21 protein-coding genes are annotated in these 15340 nt (G+C 68.4%); 3 read left to right on the top strand and 18 right to left on the bottom strand.

Annotated elements, in window-relative coordinates:
• Positions 1-5: 5 nt before the first annotated feature.
• From rplE to rpsJ, 14 genes are all read right to left on the bottom strand, one after another.
• Positions 6-563, bottom strand: a complete 558-nt coding sequence (gene rplE / locus ACNJ93_RS18855) for a 50S ribosomal protein L5 (RefSeq protein WP_418961460.1) — start codon at positions 561-563, stop codon at positions 6-8.
• Positions 560-871 (bottom strand): 50S ribosomal protein L24, encoded by a 312-nt coding sequence (gene rplX / locus ACNJ93_RS18850; RefSeq protein WP_418958564.1) that lies wholly within the window; start codon positions 869-871, stop codon positions 560-562. Before rplX ends, rplE begins: the two co-directional genes overlap by 4 nt.
• 2 nt (positions 872-873) lie before the next feature.
• Positions 874-1242 (bottom strand): 50S ribosomal protein L14, encoded by a 369-nt coding sequence (gene rplN / locus ACNJ93_RS18845; protein ID WP_003956455.1) that lies wholly within the window; start codon positions 1240-1242, stop codon positions 874-876.
• A 99-nt stretch (positions 1243-1341) separates the two neighbouring features.
• Complete coding sequence (rpsQ, locus tag ACNJ93_RS18840; RefSeq protein WP_418958563.1) at positions 1342-1626, bottom strand: 30S ribosomal protein S17; 285 nt, start codon at positions 1624-1626, stop codon at positions 1342-1344.
• Entirely contained in the window at positions 1626-1850 is a 225-nt protein-coding gene (rpmC, locus tag ACNJ93_RS18835) for a 50S ribosomal protein L29 (RefSeq protein ID WP_030759371.1), read from the bottom strand. The genes rpsQ and rpmC overlap by 1 nt, the downstream gene beginning before the upstream one ends.
• Positions 1850-2269, bottom strand: a complete 420-nt coding sequence (gene rplP / locus ACNJ93_RS18830) for a 50S ribosomal protein L16 (RefSeq protein WP_418958562.1) — start codon at positions 2267-2269, stop codon at positions 1850-1852. Before rplP ends, rpmC begins: the two co-directional genes overlap by 1 nt.
• Before the next feature lie 5 nt (positions 2270-2274).
• Positions 2275-3102, bottom strand: a complete 828-nt coding sequence (gene rpsC / locus ACNJ93_RS18825; protein WP_128985132.1) for a 30S ribosomal protein S3 — start codon at positions 3100-3102, stop codon at positions 2275-2277.
• Entirely contained in the window at positions 3102-3449 is a 348-nt protein-coding gene (gene rplV, locus ACNJ93_RS18820; protein WP_009327087.1) for a 50S ribosomal protein L22, read from the bottom strand. The genes rpsC and rplV overlap by 1 nt, the downstream gene beginning before the upstream one ends.
• Positions 3450-3492: 43 nt before the next feature.
• On the bottom strand, positions 3493-3774 hold the full coding sequence (gene rpsS / locus ACNJ93_RS18815) for a 30S ribosomal protein S19 (RefSeq protein WP_282694361.1): 282 nt from the start codon (positions 3772-3774) through the stop codon (positions 3493-3495).
• Between the two features lie 12 nt (positions 3775-3786).
• Entirely contained in the window at positions 3787-4623 is an 837-nt protein-coding gene (gene rplB / locus ACNJ93_RS18810; protein WP_406862546.1) for a 50S ribosomal protein L2, read from the bottom strand.
• Between the two features lie 39 nt (positions 4624-4662).
• Positions 4663-4980 carry a 50S ribosomal protein L23 gene (rplW, locus tag ACNJ93_RS18805; RefSeq protein ID WP_030494253.1) on the bottom strand — a complete coding sequence of 106 codons (318 nt, stop codon included), beginning with the start codon at positions 4978-4980 and terminating at the stop codon, positions 4663-4665.
• Positions 4980-5630, bottom strand: a complete 651-nt coding sequence (gene rplD, locus ACNJ93_RS18800; protein ID WP_418958561.1) for a 50S ribosomal protein L4 — start codon at positions 5628-5630, stop codon at positions 4980-4982. Before rplD ends, rplW begins: the two co-directional genes overlap by 1 nt.
• Positions 5631-5634: 4 nt before the next feature.
• Positions 5635-6279 (bottom strand): 50S ribosomal protein L3, encoded by a 645-nt coding sequence (gene rplC / locus ACNJ93_RS18795; protein ID WP_418958560.1) that lies wholly within the window; start codon positions 6277-6279, stop codon positions 5635-5637.
• 17 nt (positions 6280-6296) lie between these two features.
• Positions 6297-6605 (bottom strand): 30S ribosomal protein S10, encoded by a 309-nt coding sequence (gene rpsJ, locus ACNJ93_RS18790; RefSeq protein WP_003948644.1) that lies wholly within the window; start codon positions 6603-6605, stop codon positions 6297-6299.
• A gap of 517 nt (positions 6606-7122) precedes the next feature.
• On the opposite strand from rpsJ, the gene ACNJ93_RS18785 reads away from it, so the two are divergent.
• The 3 genes from ACNJ93_RS18785 to ACNJ93_RS18775 all read left to right on the top strand — a co-directional run bounded on the left by ACNJ93_RS18785 (position 7123) and on the right by ACNJ93_RS18775 (position 10603).
• Complete coding sequence (locus tag ACNJ93_RS18785; RefSeq protein WP_418958559.1) at positions 7123-7494, top strand: VOC family protein; 372 nt, start codon at positions 7123-7125, stop codon at positions 7492-7494.
• A 28-nt stretch (positions 7495-7522) separates the two neighbouring features.
• The gene (locus tag ACNJ93_RS18780) at positions 7523-8380 is read left to right on the top strand and encodes an RNA repair domain-containing protein (RefSeq protein ID WP_418958558.1); all 858 of its coding nucleotides are present in this window, start codon (positions 7523-7525) and stop codon (positions 8378-8380) included.
• A 171-nt stretch (positions 8381-8551) separates the two neighbouring features.
• Entirely contained in the window at positions 8552-10603 is a 2052-nt protein-coding gene (locus tag ACNJ93_RS18775; RefSeq protein WP_418961459.1) for a PIG-L family deacetylase, read from the top strand.
• Positions 10604-10734: 131 nt separating this feature from the next.
• Here the strand turns inward: ACNJ93_RS18775 and tuf are convergent, their stop codons facing one another.
• The 4 genes from tuf to rpsL all read right to left on the bottom strand — a co-directional run bounded on the left by tuf (position 10735) and on the right by rpsL (position 15087).
• A complete protein-coding gene (gene tuf / locus ACNJ93_RS18770; protein WP_418958557.1) occupies positions 10735-11928 on the bottom strand; it encodes an elongation factor Tu in 1194 nt (397 codons plus the stop codon).
• 148 nt (positions 11929-12076) lie between these two features.
• Positions 12077-14203 (bottom strand): elongation factor G, encoded by a 2127-nt coding sequence (gene fusA / locus ACNJ93_RS18765; protein ID WP_418958556.1) that lies wholly within the window; start codon positions 14201-14203, stop codon positions 12077-12079.
• A gap of 39 nt (positions 14204-14242) precedes the next feature.
• Positions 14243-14713 (bottom strand): 30S ribosomal protein S7, encoded by a 471-nt coding sequence (rpsG, locus tag ACNJ93_RS18760; RefSeq protein ID WP_418958555.1) that lies wholly within the window; start codon positions 14711-14713, stop codon positions 14243-14245.
• Positions 14714-14715: 2 nt separating this feature from the next.
• Positions 14716-15087, bottom strand: a complete 372-nt coding sequence (rpsL, locus tag ACNJ93_RS18755; protein ID WP_003948652.1) for a 30S ribosomal protein S12 — start codon at positions 15085-15087, stop codon at positions 14716-14718.
• Positions 15088-15340 lie beyond the last annotated feature (253 nt).

Below are 15340 nucleotides of genomic sequence, written 5' to 3'. Positions count from 1 at the left end.
CTCGCTTACGCCTCCTTGAACGGGAAGCCGAGGTGACGGAGGAGCGCACGGCCCTCAGCGTCGTTGGTCGCCGTGGTCACCACGGTGATGTCCATACCCCGGGTGCGGTCGATCTTGTCCTGGTCGATCTCGTGGAACATGACCTGCTCCGTGAGACCGAAGGTGTAGTTGCCACGGCCGTCGAACTGCTTGGGGGACAGGCCGCGGAAGTCGCGGATGCGCGGCAGCGCGAGCGACAGGGTGCGGTCCAGGAACTCCCACATGCGGTCGCCACGGAGCGTGACGTGGGCACCGATCGGCTGACCCTCGCGCAGCTTGAACTGCGCGATGGACTTGCGGGCCTTGGTGACGGCCGGCTTCTGACCGGTGATCGTGGTGAGGTCGCGGATCGCGCCCTCGATCAGCTTCGAGTCACGGGCGGCGTCGCCGACACCCATGTTGACCACGATCTTCACGAGGCCGGGGATCTGCATGACGTTCTCGTACGAGAACTCCTCACGCAGCTTGCCCGCGATCTCCTCGCGGTACTTCGTCTTGAGACGCGGAGTGGTGGTAGCCATCAGATGTCCTCACCCGTCCGCTTGGCAACGCGGATCTTGTTGCCCTCGTCGTCGAAGCGGTAACCGACACGCGTGACGACCTTCTTGCCGTCCTTCTCCACGACGAGCTGAACGTTGCTCACGTGGATCGGGGCCTCGGTGGTCACGATGCCGCCGGCCTGCGAGGGACCGGCCTTCGTGTGCTTCTTGACCCGGTTGACACCCTCGACCAGGACGCGCTCGTCGCGCGGGAAAGCGGCAATGACCTTGCCCTGCTTGCCCTTGTCCTTGCCGGTGATGACCTGGACCAGGTCGCCCTTCTTGATCTTCATGCTTACAGCACCTCCGGCGCGAGCGAGATGATCTTCATGAACTTCTTCTCGCGCAGCTCACGGCCCACGGGGCCGAAGATACGGGTGCCGCGAGGGTCGCCGTCGTTCTTCAGAATGACGGCGGCGTTCTCGTCGAAGCGGATGTACGAGCCGTCCTGGCGGCGGCGCTCCTTGACGGTGCGAACGATGACCGCCTTGACGACGTCACCCTTCTTCACGTTGCCACCGGGGATCGCGTCCTTGACGGTGGCGACGATGACGTCACCGATGCCCGCGTAGCGGCGGCCCGAGCCACCGAGAACACGGATGCAAAGGATCTCCTTGGCACCAGTGTTGTCGGCGACGCGAAGCCGCGACTCCTGCTGGATCACGTCTATCTCCTGAATGTCTGCCGGTTCCCGGCCGGGGCTGATCTCTCAGCCCCGGCCGAGCCTGGCGGAACTGTTCCTAGGGGGTCCCCCTAGGAGGGATTACTTGGCCTTCTCGAGGATCTCGACGACGCGCCAGCGCTTCGTCGCGGACAGCGGCCGGGTCTCCATGAGGAGGACGCGGTCGCCGATACCCGCGGCGTTCTGCTCGTCGTGGGCCTTGAGCTTGCTGGTACGGCGGATGACCTTGCCGTACAGCGCGTGCTTCACACGGTCCTCGACGGCGACGACGACGGTCTTGTCCATCTTGTCGCTGACGACCAGACCCTCACGGGTCTTGCGGAATCCGCGCTCGGTCTTGTTCTCAGTCACGTTGCTCTCGCTCATCAGGCGTTCTCCACCGTCTCGATGCCGAGCTCACGCTCGCGCATGAGGGTGTAGATCCGGGCGATGTCCTTACGGACCGCCTTCAGACGGCCGTGGTTCTCGAGCTGGCCCGTCGCCGCCTGGAAGCGGAGGTTGAACAGCTCTTCCTTGGCCTCGCGGAGCTTGGCAACAAGCTCCTCGTTGCCCAGCTCGCGCAGCTCGGACGCCTTGGTACCGGCCGACATCACGCTTCACCTGCCTCGCGCTTGACGATCCGGCACTTCATCGGCAGCTTGTGGGCCGCGCGAGTCAGAGCCTCACGTGCGATCTTCTCGTTCGGGAAGGACAGCTCGAACATCACCCGACCGGGCTTGACGTTCGCGACCCACCACTCCGGGGAACCCTTACCGGAACCCATGCGGGTCTCGGCCGGCTTCTTGGTGAGGGGGCGGTCCGGGTAGATGTTGATCCAGACCTTGCCGCCACGCTTGATGTGGCGGGTCATCGCGATACGAGCGGCCTCGATCTGGCGGTTGGTCACGTAGGCCGGGGTGAGGGCCTGAATGCCGTACTCGCCGAACGCAACCTGCGTGCCACCCTTGGACATGCCGTTGCGCTTGGGGTGGTGCTGCTTGCGGTGCTTGACCCTACGGGGGATCAGCATGTCGGTCAGGCCTCCGTTCCGGTGCTCTCAGCAGCCGGAGCGGCAGCGGCGTCGGCCTTGGGGGCCTCGGCAGCGGGAGCCTGCTGCGGCTTGCGACCGCGACCGCCACGCTCGCCACCGCGGCCACCACGGGCCGGGCGGTCGGCGCCGCCACGGGCCGGGCGGTTGCCGGCGCGGGCAGCAGCGTTCTCGGCGCGGACCTCGGCGATGTTCTTGACGTCGCCCTTGTAGATCCAGACCTTCACGCCGATGCGGCCGAAGGTCGTCTTGGCCTCGAAGAAGCCGTACTCGACGTTCGCGCGCAGCGTGTGCAGCGGCACACGACCCTCGCGGTAGAACTCCGAGCGGGACATCTCGGCGCCGCCGAGACGGCCACCACACTGGATCTTGATGCCCTTGGCGCCGGCCTTCATGGCGGACTGCATGCTCTTGCGCATGGCCCGACGGAAGGAGACGCGGGAGGACAGCTGCTCGGCCACGGCCTGGGCCACGAGCTGAGCGTCGACCTCGGGGTTCTTGACCTCGAGGATGTTCAGCTGAACCTGCTTGCCGGTCAGCTTCTCCAGCTGGCCACGGATCTTGTCGGCCTCGGCGCCGCGGCGGCCGATGACGATGCCCGGGCGAGCGGTGTGGATGTCCACACGGACGCGGTCACGGGTGCGCTCGATCTCCACCTTGGAGATGCCGGCGCGCTCCATACCGGACGTCAGCATCCGACGGATGGCGACGTCTTCCTTGACGTAGTCCTTGTACAGCTTGTCGGCGTACCACCGGGACTTGAAGTCCGTGGTGATGCCGAGCCGGAACCCGTGCGGGTTAACCTTCTGGCCCATTACCGGGTTCCTTCCTTGCTGCTGACGACCACGGTGATGTGGCTGGTCCGCTTGCGGATCCGGTAGGCACGGCCCTGGGCACGCGGACGGAACCGCTTCAGGGTCGGGCCCTCGTCGACGTACGCCTCGCTGATGAACAGCGAAGAGGCGTCCGTGTGGTCGTAGTTGTGCGCGGCGTTGGCAATGGCGCTGTCGAGCACCTTGCCGACCGGCACGGAGGCTGCCTGCGGAGCGAATCGCAGGACGGCCTGGGCCTCCGTGGCGTCCATGCCACGGATGAGGTCCACCACGCGGCGGGCCTTCATGGGCGTGACGCGGATGTACCGCGCCTGGGCCCTGGCTTCCATGGTTGTCCCTTCAGTTACTTACGTGTCTGAATGCGATCCGCTACTAGCGGCGCTTCGACTTCCGGTCTTCCTTGACGTGACCCCGGAAGGTGCGCGTCGGCGAGAACTCGCCGAGCTTGTGGCCGACCATCGACTCGGTGACGAACACCGGGACGTGGGTCTTGCCGTTGTGCACCGCGATCGTGTGGCCGAGCATGGCCGGGACGATCATCGAGCGACGGGACCAGGTCTTGATGACGTTCTTGGTGCCGGCTTCGTTCTGGGCGTCCACCTTCTTGATCAGGTGGTCGTCGACGAAGGGCCCCTTCTTGAGACTGCGCGGCATCTAAACCCGCTCCTAGCGCTTCTTGTTCGTCTTGCGGCGGCGGACGATGTACTTGTTCGACGCCTTCTTGGGCGAACGAGTACGACCCTCCTTCTGACCCCACGGGGAGACCGGGTGGCGACCACCGGAGGTCTTGCCCTCACCACCACCGTGCGGGTGGTCAACCGGGTTCATCGCCACACCGCGGACGGTCGGGCGGACGCCCAGCCAGCGCTTGCGGCCGGCCTTGCCCCAGTTGATGTTCGACTGCTCGGCGTTGCCGACCTCACCGATCGTGGCGCGGCAGCGGGCGTCGACGAGACGGATCTCGCCGGACGGCATGCGGAGGTGGGCCATGGTGCCCTCCTTCGCCAGCAGCTGCACGGACGCACCCGCGGAACGCGCGAACTTGGCGCCGCCACCGGGACGGAGCTCGATCGCGTGGATCGTGGTACCGACCGGGATGTTGCGGAGGGCCAGGTTGTTGCCGGGCTTGATGTCGGCGCCGGGGCCGTTCTCGACCCGGTCGCCCTGCGAGAGGCCACGCGGGGCGATGATGTAGCGCTTCTCGCCGTCCGCGTAGTGCAGCAGCGCGATGCGCGCGGTGCGGTTCGGGTCGTACTCGATGTGAGCGACCTTCGCCGGCACGCCGTCCTTGTCGTGACGACGGAAGTCGATGACACGGTAGGCGCGCTTGTGGCCACCGCCCTGGTGGCGGACGGTCACACGACCGGTGTTGTTACGGCCGCCCTTGCTGTGCAGGGGGCGGACCAGCGACTTCTCCGGCGTGGACCGCGTGATCTCGACGAAGTCGGCGACGGAGGAGCCACGGCGGCCCGGCGTCGTCGGCTTGTACTTGCGGATACCCATTTCTCAGTCCTCGTCCGATATCGGACGACTCGACCGCCGTCAGGCGGTCGGGCCGCCGAAGATGTCGATTCGGTTGCCCTCAGCAAGGGTCACGATGGCGCGCTTGGTGTTGGCGCGCTTGCCGAAACCGGTGCGGGTGCGCTTGCGCTTGCCCTGGCGGTTGATCGTGTTGACCCCGGTGACCTTGACCGAGAAGACCGCCTCGACGGCCTGCTTGATCTGGGTCTTGTTGGCGCCGGGCGCGACGATGAACGTGTACTTGTTCTCGTCGAGCAGCGCGTAGCTCTTCTCGGAGACAACCGGCTTGACGAGGACGTCGCGCGGGTCCGTGAAGGTCTTGCTGGTGATCTCGGCCATCAGGCCTCGCTCCCCTCGTTGTCAGCGGCCTTGGGGCCAGACACGAAGGACTCGAAAGCGGCCTTGGTGAAGACCACGTCGTCGGATCGCATCACGTCGTACGTGTTCAGCTGGCCCGGCTCCAGGATGTGGACCTGGGGCAGGTTGCGGGCGGACAGCCACGCGGCCTCGTCGGAGCGCTCGGCGACCAGGAGCAGGTTCTTGCGCTCCGAGATCTTGCCGAACAGCGTCTTGGCGGCCTTGGTGGAGATGTCACCCTCGACCACGCCGGTGACGACGTGGATGCGGGAGTGGTTCGCCCGGTCGGAGAGGGCGCCACGCAGGGCGGCGGCCTTCATCTTCTTGGGGGTCCGCTGCGAGTAGTCACGCGGCACGGGACCGTGCACGACGCCACCACCGGCGAACTGCGGGGCGCGGGTCGAACCCTGACGGGCGCGGCCGGTGCCCTTCTGGCGGTACGGCTTGCGGCCACCACCACGGACCTCGCCACGCGTCTTGACCTTGTGCGTGCCCTGACGGGCGGCGGCCAGCTGCGCGACGACGACCTGGTGGATCAGCGGGATGCTGACCTTGGCGCCGAAGATCTCGGCCGGGAGCTCGACGGTCCCGGTCTTGTCGCCGGAGGGCGACAGAATGTCAATGGTGCTCATATCCTCAGGCCCCCTTGGCCGCGGTGCGGACCAGGACGAGGCCGCCGTTCGGACCAGGAACCGCGCCCTTGATGAGGAGCAGGCCCTTCTCCGCGTCAACGGCGTGAACGGTCAGGTTCTGGGTGGTCACGCGCTCGTTGCCCATGCGGCCGGCCATGCGCATGCCCTTGAAGACGCGGCCCGGGGTGGCGCAGCCACCGATCGAACCCGGCTTGCGGTGCACGCGGTGGGCACCGTGGGAGGCCTTGCCACCACGGAAGTTGTGGCGCTTCATGGCACCGGCGAAGCCCTTGCCCTTGCTCTTGCCGGTGACGTCGACCTTCACGCCGGCCTCGAAGACCTCGGCGGTGATCTCCTGGCCGAGCGTGTACTCGGAGGCGTCAGCGGTGCGGAGCTCCACCAGGTGGCGGCGCGGGGTGACGTCGGCCTTGGCGAAGTGGCCCTTGAGGGGCTTGTTCACCTTGCGCGGGTCGATCTCGCCGAAGGCGATCTGGACCGACTCGTAGCCGTCGGTGTCGTTCGTACGGACCTGGGTCACGACGTTCGGGCCGGCCTTGACGACGGTGACCGGGACGACACGGTTGTTCTCGTCCCAGACCTGCGTCATGCCGAGCTTCTCGCCCAGGATGCCCTTGATCTGCTTAGCCATTCTCAGATCACCGACCCTCAGAGCTTGATCTCGATGTCGACACCGGCCGGGAGGTCGAGTCGCATCAGGGAGTCAACGGTCTTCGGCGTCGGGTCGAGGATGTCGATCAGGCGCTTGTGCGTGCGCATCTCGAAGTGCTCGCGCGAGTCCTTGTACTTGTGCGGCGACTTGATGACGCAGTACACGTTCTTCTCAGTGGGCAGCGGCACCGGGCCCGCGACCGACGCACCAGTGCGCGTCACCGTCTCGACGATCTTCTTCGCCGAGGAGTCGATGACCTCGTGGTCGTAGGCCTTGAGCCGGATGCGGATCTTCTGTCCCGCCATGGCTACTCAGTAGTCCTGTCTCTCGTAACGCTCTGGAACCCGGGGGTTCTACCGACTCGTTTCTCCGACCCACGCGGTCGGGCGTGTCGCACTCCCTCTACGAAGAAACCCGAAGGATTTCCCAACCAAGGGGGTACGGGCCCAGAAAACCCGCGAAGCCGGGGGCACGAACACCCACCGGGCGCCTGGCCGGCACCCCGCTGACGCTTCCCGGAAGATTCCCGTACGTCCGCCCCTGACAAGGGACGACGAGTACTGTGGGACTCGCTTCCGGTCCTCCCGGCGGGAGGCGCGCAGCATCGGCACTCAACCGAGCAACCCCGACAGTCTGCCATACCCGCCCCCCGGGCCGCCAATCGGGCCGAAGACTGTACCCCACGTCACGTGCGGCTACACACAGGGGCGCGCGAGTCCCGGGATGCGCCGATGGTGCCCACATCCCGAAAACGGGATGCGGTACGCACGCGGAGGCTGTTTCCTTTCCGGGCCGTGATCATCCTCGCCCCCGGGAGACGCCGTGGCCCCGCTGATGACCCTCTCCGCGATCACCCTCGACTGCCCCGACCCCATGGCGCTGATGGCCTTCTACCAGCAGGCCACCGGCCTCCCGCCGCACCCGAAGTCGGACGACGACTTCGCCGGCCTCGGCGGCTCGGGCCGCCTGTTCATCGGCTTCCAGCGCGACGAGAACCACCGCCCTCCGACCTGGCCCGACCCGGCCGTCCCCCAGCAGCTCCACCTCTGCTGGGAGGTCGACGACCTGGACCGCGCCGAGGCCCGCCTCACCGAACTCGGCGCCCTCCCCCAGCCCCACCAGCCCGAACCCACCCGCTGGCGCGTCCTGAAGGACCCCGCGGGGCATCCGTTCTGCCTGGTGCCGCGGCGGTAGGCGGCGCGAGGCCGGGTAGCCGCCGACCGTGCGTACGAGCGACGAGATCTACCACCGGGTGCTGTGGGATCCGCGGTTCGAGCCCGAGCGGTTCGTGATGGGGATCGCGGAGCGGGGGGCGGTGCCCAAGCGGGTGGCGCTGGTGGACTTCGTGCCGGGTGGGGAGATTCCCTGGCACCGGGTCGTGTTCTTCGAGGCGGACGGGCGCGTGGTCTGGGACCGGCGTTCCGGGGTGGACAGGCTCGGGGAGGCCGTCGACGGGCTCGTCGGGCCCGACCCGGCCCCCGGCGACGTGCTCGCCGTGCCGCCGACGCACCGCACTGCCGTCGCCTGGGTGCCGCCGGACCGGCTGTGGCCGCCGATCCAGCATCTGCGCCGGGCGCACGACCGGCAGATCCGCCGGTGGCCGCCGCACGTGAACGTGCTCTTCGGATTCGTCCCGGAGGCCGAGTTCGAGCGGGCCCTGCCGCTCGTCGCGGCGGCTCTCGCGGAGACCCCGCCGTTCACCGCCCGGCTCTCCGGCGTGCACTGGTTCGGGCACCGCGAGGACGCGACCGTCTGGCTCGACCCCGCCGCGGCCGGGCACGAGCCCTGGGCGCGGCTGCGCGAGTCCCTGGAGCTCCGCTTCCCGCTCTGCGGCGGCAGCTCGCACGGCTACACCCCGCACCTCTCCCTGGGCCGCGGCCCCGACCCGCACCCGCTCGTGCGCGAGGCGGAGGCGCTGCTCGCGCCCATGACCGCCCGCGTCACCGAGCTCGTGCTGCTCGCCCGGCGCGGCGACGAGCCGATGCGGGTCAGGGCCCGGGTCCACCTCGGCACGGGAGACGTACGCCACGCCGCGGAACCCGCGCCACCGGGCAACCCTCCGCCGCCCCGCACCGTCTAGTCAGACGCGGCAGCCGGCCACGACCGGGCCCTGCCGGCCACCACCGAGGTCAGTCAGTACGCAGTACGGGGGCAGCACGCGCCGGACCGCTGCGGGGGAAGCGGACGGAGCAGCACAGTGCGCGCAGACACGCCCGATCACATATCCGGATCCGATCCCGCGGCCGTACCGGTGCCCCGGCGCACCACCGTCCGGCGTCGCGGTGTGCTCGCCTCGGCCGCCGCGCTGTCGCTCGCCGCGCTCGGCGGGCTCACCGGCTGCTCCGTGCCCCCGCCGCCGCGCCGCAAGGCCCGCGCGGCCGATCCCGCGCCCGGCCTGCCCATCGGCGGAACGCGGCGGGCGCAGCTCATGCAGATCGCCGCCCACCCCGACGACGACCTGTACTTCATGAACCCCGACGGGCAGCGGATGCTCGACGCCGGCGTCCCCGTGGTCTGCGTGTACGTCAGCGCCGGCGAGCACGACGGCAAGAACCACGTCCCCGGCCGCGGCCGCGCGAACACCCCCGCCGACCGGCCGGCGTACTCCTCCGCCCGCCACCAGGGCCTGCGCCAGTCGTACGCCGAGGCCCTCGGGCTCGGCCGCTTCACGCCCTGGCAGAAGGACGTCGTCACCCTGCGCGGCGGCCGCACCGCCGAGATCAACACGCTCGCCCACGGCGACCGCCGCGTCGAGCTGATCTACCTCAACCTGCCCATGCACACGCCCCGCCGCTGGATGGCGCTGCCCGCGCTGTGGAGCGACCGCGCGCTGGACCTGCGGACCGTCGTCTCCGCCGACTCCCCCGTCACCACGTCCTCCACCTACGACTTCGACGGCCTCGTCGACGTGCTCGCCGGGCTGATGGAGACCTACCGGCCGACGGTGATCCACACCCTGGACCCGGACCCGGACATCCAGCACAGCGACGAGAAGAAGCGGAAGTTCGACAGCGAGCAGCCCGGCTACTCCGACCACGCCGACCACACCGCCGTCGCCTCCTTCAGCTGGGCCGCGATGATCCGCCGGGTCGCCGAGGCCAGCGAGTCCGGCGGCGAGGTGCCGGCCTTCGCCGCCACCGCCTTCCGCGGGTACTACAACCGGCACTGGCCCAAGAACCTCCCCTCCGCCGTGCTCAAGGAGAAGGCCGCGCACCTCGTCCCGTACGGCGGCGACGTCTCCTGGCAGTGCGGCAACCCCTCCGGCTGCGGCGACTACAGCGTCGGCGGCGACCGGCCGCTGAAGAACGTCAAGGGCTGGGTGCGGGCCACCCACCACCGCCACCCCGACCAGGGCCCGGTGGTCGTCACCGGCCAGGACGGGCGGCTCACCGCGTACGGCGTCCTCGGCCTGCGCGCGGTCCGCTGGCGCGAGACCGCGCCCGGCAGCGGACTGTGGACCGACCCCGAGGACCTGGGCGGCGGCCCGCTCGCCCCCGCGCTGGGCGCGGCGACGCTGAAGGACGGCCGCGTCCTGCTGTTCGCCCTGCGGTTCTCCGCCCTCGGCGGCCACGGCGGCGCCAACCACCGGGAGCTGGTCGTCCTGGAGCAGCGCTCCCCCGACGGCCCGTTCCACGCGTGGAAGGGCCTGGACAACCCCGAGCGCGGTGACGACCGCGGCCGCCGCATCGGCGTGCCCGTCGCGGTCGCCGCGCCCGACGGCCGCGTGCACGTCTTCGTGCGCAACGCGGACAAGGGCGTGTCCACCCGGGTCCGCCGGGCCGACGGCGGCTGGGAGCGCTGGCGGCAGCTGCCCGGCGACGCGGAGGTCCAGGACGGCCTGCAGGCGCTGGTCGACGGGCGCGGCCGGGTTCATCTGTTCGCCGCGGGCCGCGCCGAGATCCGGCACTGGGTGGACGGACGGGAGGACAAGCCGCTGCCGGTGGCCGGCGACCCGGTGGCCGCCGTCGCCACGGCCGCCGCCGTGGACGTGTACTTCCGCGCCCCGGCCGCCCCGCAGCTGCTGCGCACGCCCGCCACCGGCGGAACGCCGCGCAGCGCCTCGTTCGACGGGTACGGCACGGTGGCCGCCGCCGCGGACGCGCGCGGCACCGTCCTGCTGGGCCGGGACCTGCGCGGCCGGCTCCGGCTGCGCCGCGGCGACGCGCTGCACACCCGTACGCAGGGCGCCGTCCCCGTGGGCAACGCGGCCCTGCGGCTGACCCCGCGCGGCGCGCTCGCGGTCGGCCTCGGGGCCGACGCCCACCCGTGGACCTGGCGCCCGGAGGCCCCGACCACGGGCTGACCGGCCCCGGCCACGGGCTGACCGACCCTGGCCCGGCCGAGAGCCGCCGAGCACAAACGCGAAGGGCCCCGCACCTCTCGGTGCGGGGCCCTTGCGTTGCAGCTCAGCGAGCTACCAGGTCAGAACACGAATTACTTCGTGATCTTGGTGACCTGGCCGGCGCCCACGGTCCGGCCACCCTCACGGATGGCGAACTTGAGGCCCTCCTCCATGGCGACGGGCTGGATCAGCTCGACGGACATGGTGGTGTTGTCGCCCGGCATGACCATCTCGGTGCCCTCGGGGAGGGTCACGACGCCGGTCACGTCCGTGGTACGGAAGTAGAACTGCGGGCGGTAGTTGTTGAAGAACGGGGTGTGACGGCCACCCTCGTCCTTCGACAGGATGTACGCCTGCGCCTCGAAGTTGGTGTGCGGCGTGACCGAGCCCGGCTTGATGATGACCTGGCCGCGCTCGACGTCCTCGCGCTTGATGCCACGGAGGAGCAGACCGACGTTCTCACCGGCCTGGCCCTCGTCGAGGAGCTTGCGGAACATCTCGATACCGGTGACCGTGGTGGTGGTCTTCTCGGTCTTGATGCCGATGATGTCGACGGTCTCGTTGACCTTCAGGACACCACGCTCGATACGGCCGGTGACGACCGTACCGCGACCGGTGATGGTGAAGACGTCCTCGATCGGCATGAGGAACGGCTTGTCGACGTCGCGCTCCGGCTGCGGGATGGCCTCGTCGACAGCGTTCATCAGGTTGACGACCGACTCGGCCCACTCCGGGTCGCCCTCGAGCGCCTTCAGAGCGGAGACCTTGACGACCGGCACGTCGTCGCCCGGGAACTCGTACTCGGAGAGGAGCTCACGCACCTCGAGCTCGACGAGCTCCAGGATCTCCTCGTCGTCCACCATGTCGGCCTTGTTCAGGGCGACGACGATGTACGGAACGCCGACCTGGCGGGCCAGGAGCACGTGCTCCTTGGTCTGCGGCATCGGGCCGTCGGTGGCGGCGACCACGAGGATGGCGCCGTCCATCTGCGCCGCACCGGTGATCATGTTCTTGATGTAGTCAGCGTGACCCGGGCAGTCGACGTGCGCGTAGTGACGCGACTCCGTCTGGTACTCGACGTGCGCGATGGAGATGGTGATACCGCGCTGGCGCTCCTCGGGAGCCTTGTCGATCTGGTCGAAGGCCGAGGCCTCGTTCAGGTCCGGGTACTTGTCGTGCAGCACCTTGGTAATGGCGGCCGTGAGGGTCGTCTTACCGTGGTCGATGTGACCGATGGTGCCGATGTTGACGTGCGGCTTAGTCCGCTCGAACTTCGCCTTCGCCACTGGGGTCCTCCTGGGGAGTGGTTCTGTACGCCTTACTCATCGGCGCCAGGTGATCTTTGCTGGGATGCCGGCCGCCGGGGTCCGGTGCTCCGGGTTGGGGTCGTCACCCCGGCGGTCGGGTCAAGCCTAAAGCGTGGAACGCGGTGCGTTACTCGCCCTTGGCCTTCGCGATGATCTCCTCGGCGACGTTCCGCGGAACCTCGGCGTAGGAGTCGAACTGCATCGAGTAGCTTGCGCGACCCGAGGTCTTGCTGCGGAGGTCTCCGACGTAGCCGAACATCTCCGAGAGGGGCACGAGGCCCTTCACGATGCGAGCACCGTGACGCTCCTCCATGGCCTGGATCTGGCCACGGCGGGAGTTGATGTCGCCGATGACCTCACCCATGTAGTCCTCGGGCGTGGTGACCTCGACGGCCATCATCGGCTCGAGCAGCACGGGCGAAGCCTTGCGCGCGGCCTCCTTGAAGGCCTGCGAGCCGGCGATCTTGAAGGCGAGCTCGGAGGAGTCGACCTCGTGGTACGCACCGTCGTGCAGGATCACGCGGACACCGGTCATCTCGTAACCGGCGAGGATGCCGAACTGCATGGCCTCCTGCGCGCCGGCGTCGACCGAAGGGATGTACTCCTTCGGGATACGACCACCGGTGACCTTGTTCACGAACTCGTAGGAGCTCTCGCCGCCCTCGATCGGCTCGATGCCGATCTGGACCTTGGCGAACTGACCGGTACCACCGGTCTGCTTCTTGTGCGTGAAGTCGACGCGCTCGACGGCCTTGCGGATCGTCTCGCGGTACGCGACCTGCGGCTTGCCGACGTTGGCCTCGACCTTGAACTCACGGCGCATACGGTCGACGAGCACCTCGAGGTGCAGCTCGCCCATGCCGCCGATGATGGTCTGGCCGGTCTCCTCGTCCGAGTGGACCTGGAAGGAGGGGTCCTCCTCCGCGAGGCGCTGGATGGCGACACCCAGCTTCTCCTGGTCGCCCTTGGACTTCGGCTCGATGGCGACCTGGATGACCGGGGCCGGGAAGTCCATGGACTCCAGGATGACCGGGGCCTTGTCGTCACAGAGCGTCTCACCGGTGGTGGTCTGCTTGAGACCCATCACGGCGACGATGTCGCCGGCGCCCACCGAGTCGATCTCCTCACGCTTGTTCGCGTGCATGCGGTAGATCTTGCCGATGCGCTCCTTCTTGCCCTTCACGGAGTTCAGGACAGAAGAACCGGACTCGAGACGGCCGGAGTACACGCGGACGAAGGTGAGCTTGCCCAGGTGCGGGTCGCTCATGATCTTGAACGCGAGGGCCGACAGCGGCTCGTCGTCGGACGGCTTGCGCTTGACGACCTCCTCCGGGTCGTTCACGGCGTGGCCCTCGATGGCCTCGACGTCGAGCGGGGAGGGGAGGTAGCGCACGACCGCGTCGAGCAGGGGCTGGACGCCCTTGTTCTTGAACGCGGTGCCGCAGAACACCGGGGTGACCGTGGTGTCCTTGGACTTGCCGGAGGCGATGGTGATGCGGCGCACGGCCGCGTACAGCTGCTCCTCGGTGGGCTCTTCGCCCTCGAGGTACAGCTCCATGATCGCCTCGTCGTTCTCGGCGACGGCCTCGATGAGCTTGCCGCGGTACTCCTCGGCCAGCTCGGTGTGGGAAGCCGGGATGTCGACGACGTCGTACATCTCGCCCTTGGTGGCCTCGGCGGACCACACGAGGGCCTTCATGCGGACGAGGTCGACGACGCCCTGGAAGTCGGCCTCGGCGCCGATCGGCAGCTGCATGACGATCGGCTGCGCGCCCAGACGGTCCTCGATCATGCCGACGCAGCGGAAGAACTCCGCGCCGGTGCGGTCGAGCTTGTTGACGAAGCAGATACGCGGAACGCCGTAACGGTCCGCCTGCCGCCACACGGTCTCGGACTGGGGCTCGACGCCGGCCACGCCGTCGAACACCGTCACGGCACCGTCGAGCACGCGCAGGGAACGCTCCACCTCGACGGTGAAGTCGACGTGACCCGGCGTGTCGATGATGTTGATCGTGTGGTCGACGTTCTCGAGCGGCCAGTGGCAGGTGGTGGCAGCAGAGGTGATCGTGATGCCACGCTCCTGCTCCTGCTCCATCCAGTCCATCGTGGCGGCGCCGTCGTGGACCTCACCGATCTTGTACGACACACCGGTGTAGAACAGGATCCGCTCGGTGGTGGTCGTCTTGCCCGCGTCGATGTGGGCCATGATGCCGATGTTGCGCACCTTGGCCAGGTCAAGCGAAGTGGTAGCCATGAGGCTTCAGTCTTCTCTCGGTCTCGATGTGGACTGCGACTACCAGCGGTAGTGCGCGAAGGCCTTGTTGGACTCGGCCATCTTGTGCGTGTCCTCACGCTTCTTGACCGAAGCGCCGAGGCCGTTCGAGGCGTCCAGCAGCTCGTTCATGAGGCGCTCGGTCATGGTCTTCTCGCGACGGGCGCGGGAGTAACCGACGAGCCAACGCAGCGCGAGGGTGGAGGCGCGACCGGGCTTGACCTCGATCGGCACCTGGTAGGTGGCGCCACCGACACGGCGGGACTTGACCTCGAGGGACGGCTTGACGTTCTCGAGGGCGCGCTTCAGCGTGATGACCGGGTCCTGGCCGGTCTTCTCGCGGAGGCCTTCCATGGCGCCGTACACGATCCGCTCGGCAGTGGAACGCTTGCCGTTGAGCAGGATCTTGTTGATCAGCGAGGTGACAAGAGGAGAACCGTAGACCGGGTCGATGATGACCGGGCGCTTCGGGGCGGGGCCCTTACGAGGCATTCTTACTTCTCCTTCTTGGCGCCGTAGCGGCTGCGGGCCTGCTTGCGGTTCTTGACGCCCTGCGTGTCAAGGGAGCCACGGATGATCTTGTAGCGAACACCCGGCAGGTCCTTCACACGGCCACCACGCACGAGCACGATGGAGTGCTCCTGCAGGTTGTGTCCCTCACCCGGAATGTAGGCCGTGACCTCGATGCCCGAGGTCAGACGCACACGCGCGACCTTACGGAGGGCCGAGTTCGGCTTCTTCGGGGTGGTCGTGAACACACGCGTGCAGACGCCGCGACGCTGGGGCGAACCCTCGAGGGCGGGCGTCTTGTTCTTCTCGACCTTGTCCTGCCGGCCCTTCCGGACCAGCTGCTGGATCGTAGGCACTACTTCTCCGGTTTCTGTGTGCCGTGTAGTAAAGCTAACCTGGAACGTTGCCGACCCACGCGGTCGGGTGTGTCGAATCCGGAGGACCCTCGCCGAAACGCGGGAAGTCACGGATTGCGGTGGCCGTGAACGAGCTCTCCATGCGGCTGACGACACGCACAAGAGCCCAGGCACACCCCAGGCACAAGGTCTGAGCGTACCTACCGTACCGACTCCGGTCAAAACAAATGCCCACGCGCACCCTGACACCACA

Origin of the sequence: Streptomyces tritici, from assembly GCF_048500665.1 — a bacterium.
GTDB lineage: Bacteria > Actinomycetota > Actinomycetes > Streptomycetales > Streptomycetaceae > Streptomyces > Streptomyces tritici.
This window is presented reverse-complemented; position numbering and strand designations above follow the sequence as displayed.

Bases quoted from the DNA above. Each gene is read 5' to 3' on its own strand.
- rplX (WP_418958564.1), bottom strand. From the start codon at position 871: ATGAAGATCAAGAAGGGCGACCTGGTCCAGGTCATCACCGGCAAGGAC.
- rpsQ (WP_418958563.1), bottom strand. From the start codon at position 1,626: ATGAGCGAGAGCAACGTGACTGAGAACAAGACCGAGCGCGGATTCCGC.
- rpmC (WP_030759371.1), bottom strand. From the start codon at position 1,850: ATGTCGGCCGGTACCAAGGCGTCCGAGCTGCGCGAGCTGGGCAACGAG.
- rplP (WP_418958562.1), bottom strand. From the start codon at position 2,269: ATGCTGATCCCCCGTAGGGTCAAGCACCGCAAGCAGCACCACCCCAAG.
- rpsC (WP_128985132.1), bottom strand. From the start codon at position 3,102: ATGGGCCAGAAGGTTAACCCGCACGGGTTCCGGCTCGGCATCACCACG.
- rplV (WP_009327087.1), bottom strand. From the start codon at position 3,449: ATGGAAGCCAGGGCCCAGGCGCGGTACATCCGCGTCACGCCCATGAAG.
- rpsS (WP_282694361.1), bottom strand. From the start codon at position 3,774: ATGCCGCGCAGTCTCAAGAAGGGGCCCTTCGTCGACGACCACCTGATC.
- rplB (WP_406862546.1), bottom strand. From the start codon at position 4,623: ATGGGTATCCGCAAGTACAAGCCGACGACGCCGGGCCGCCGTGGCTCC.
- rplW (WP_030494253.1), bottom strand. From the start codon at position 4,980: ATGGCCGAGATCACCAGCAAGACCTTCACGGACCCGCGCGACGTCCTC.
- rplD (WP_418958561.1), bottom strand. From the start codon at position 5,630: ATGAGCACCATTGACATTCTGTCGCCCTCCGGCGACAAGACCGGGACC.
- rplC (WP_418958560.1), bottom strand. From the start codon at position 6,279: ATGGCTAAGCAGATCAAGGGCATCCTGGGCGAGAAGCTCGGCATGACG.
- rpsJ (WP_003948644.1), bottom strand. From the start codon at position 6,605: ATGGCGGGACAGAAGATCCGCATCCGGCTCAAGGCCTACGACCACGAG.
- fusA (WP_418958556.1), bottom strand. From the start codon at position 14,203: ATGGCTACCACTTCGCTTGACCTGGCCAAGGTGCGCAACATCGGCATC.
- rpsG (WP_418958555.1), bottom strand. From the start codon at position 14,713: ATGCCTCGTAAGGGCCCCGCCCCGAAGCGCCCGGTCATCATCGACCCG.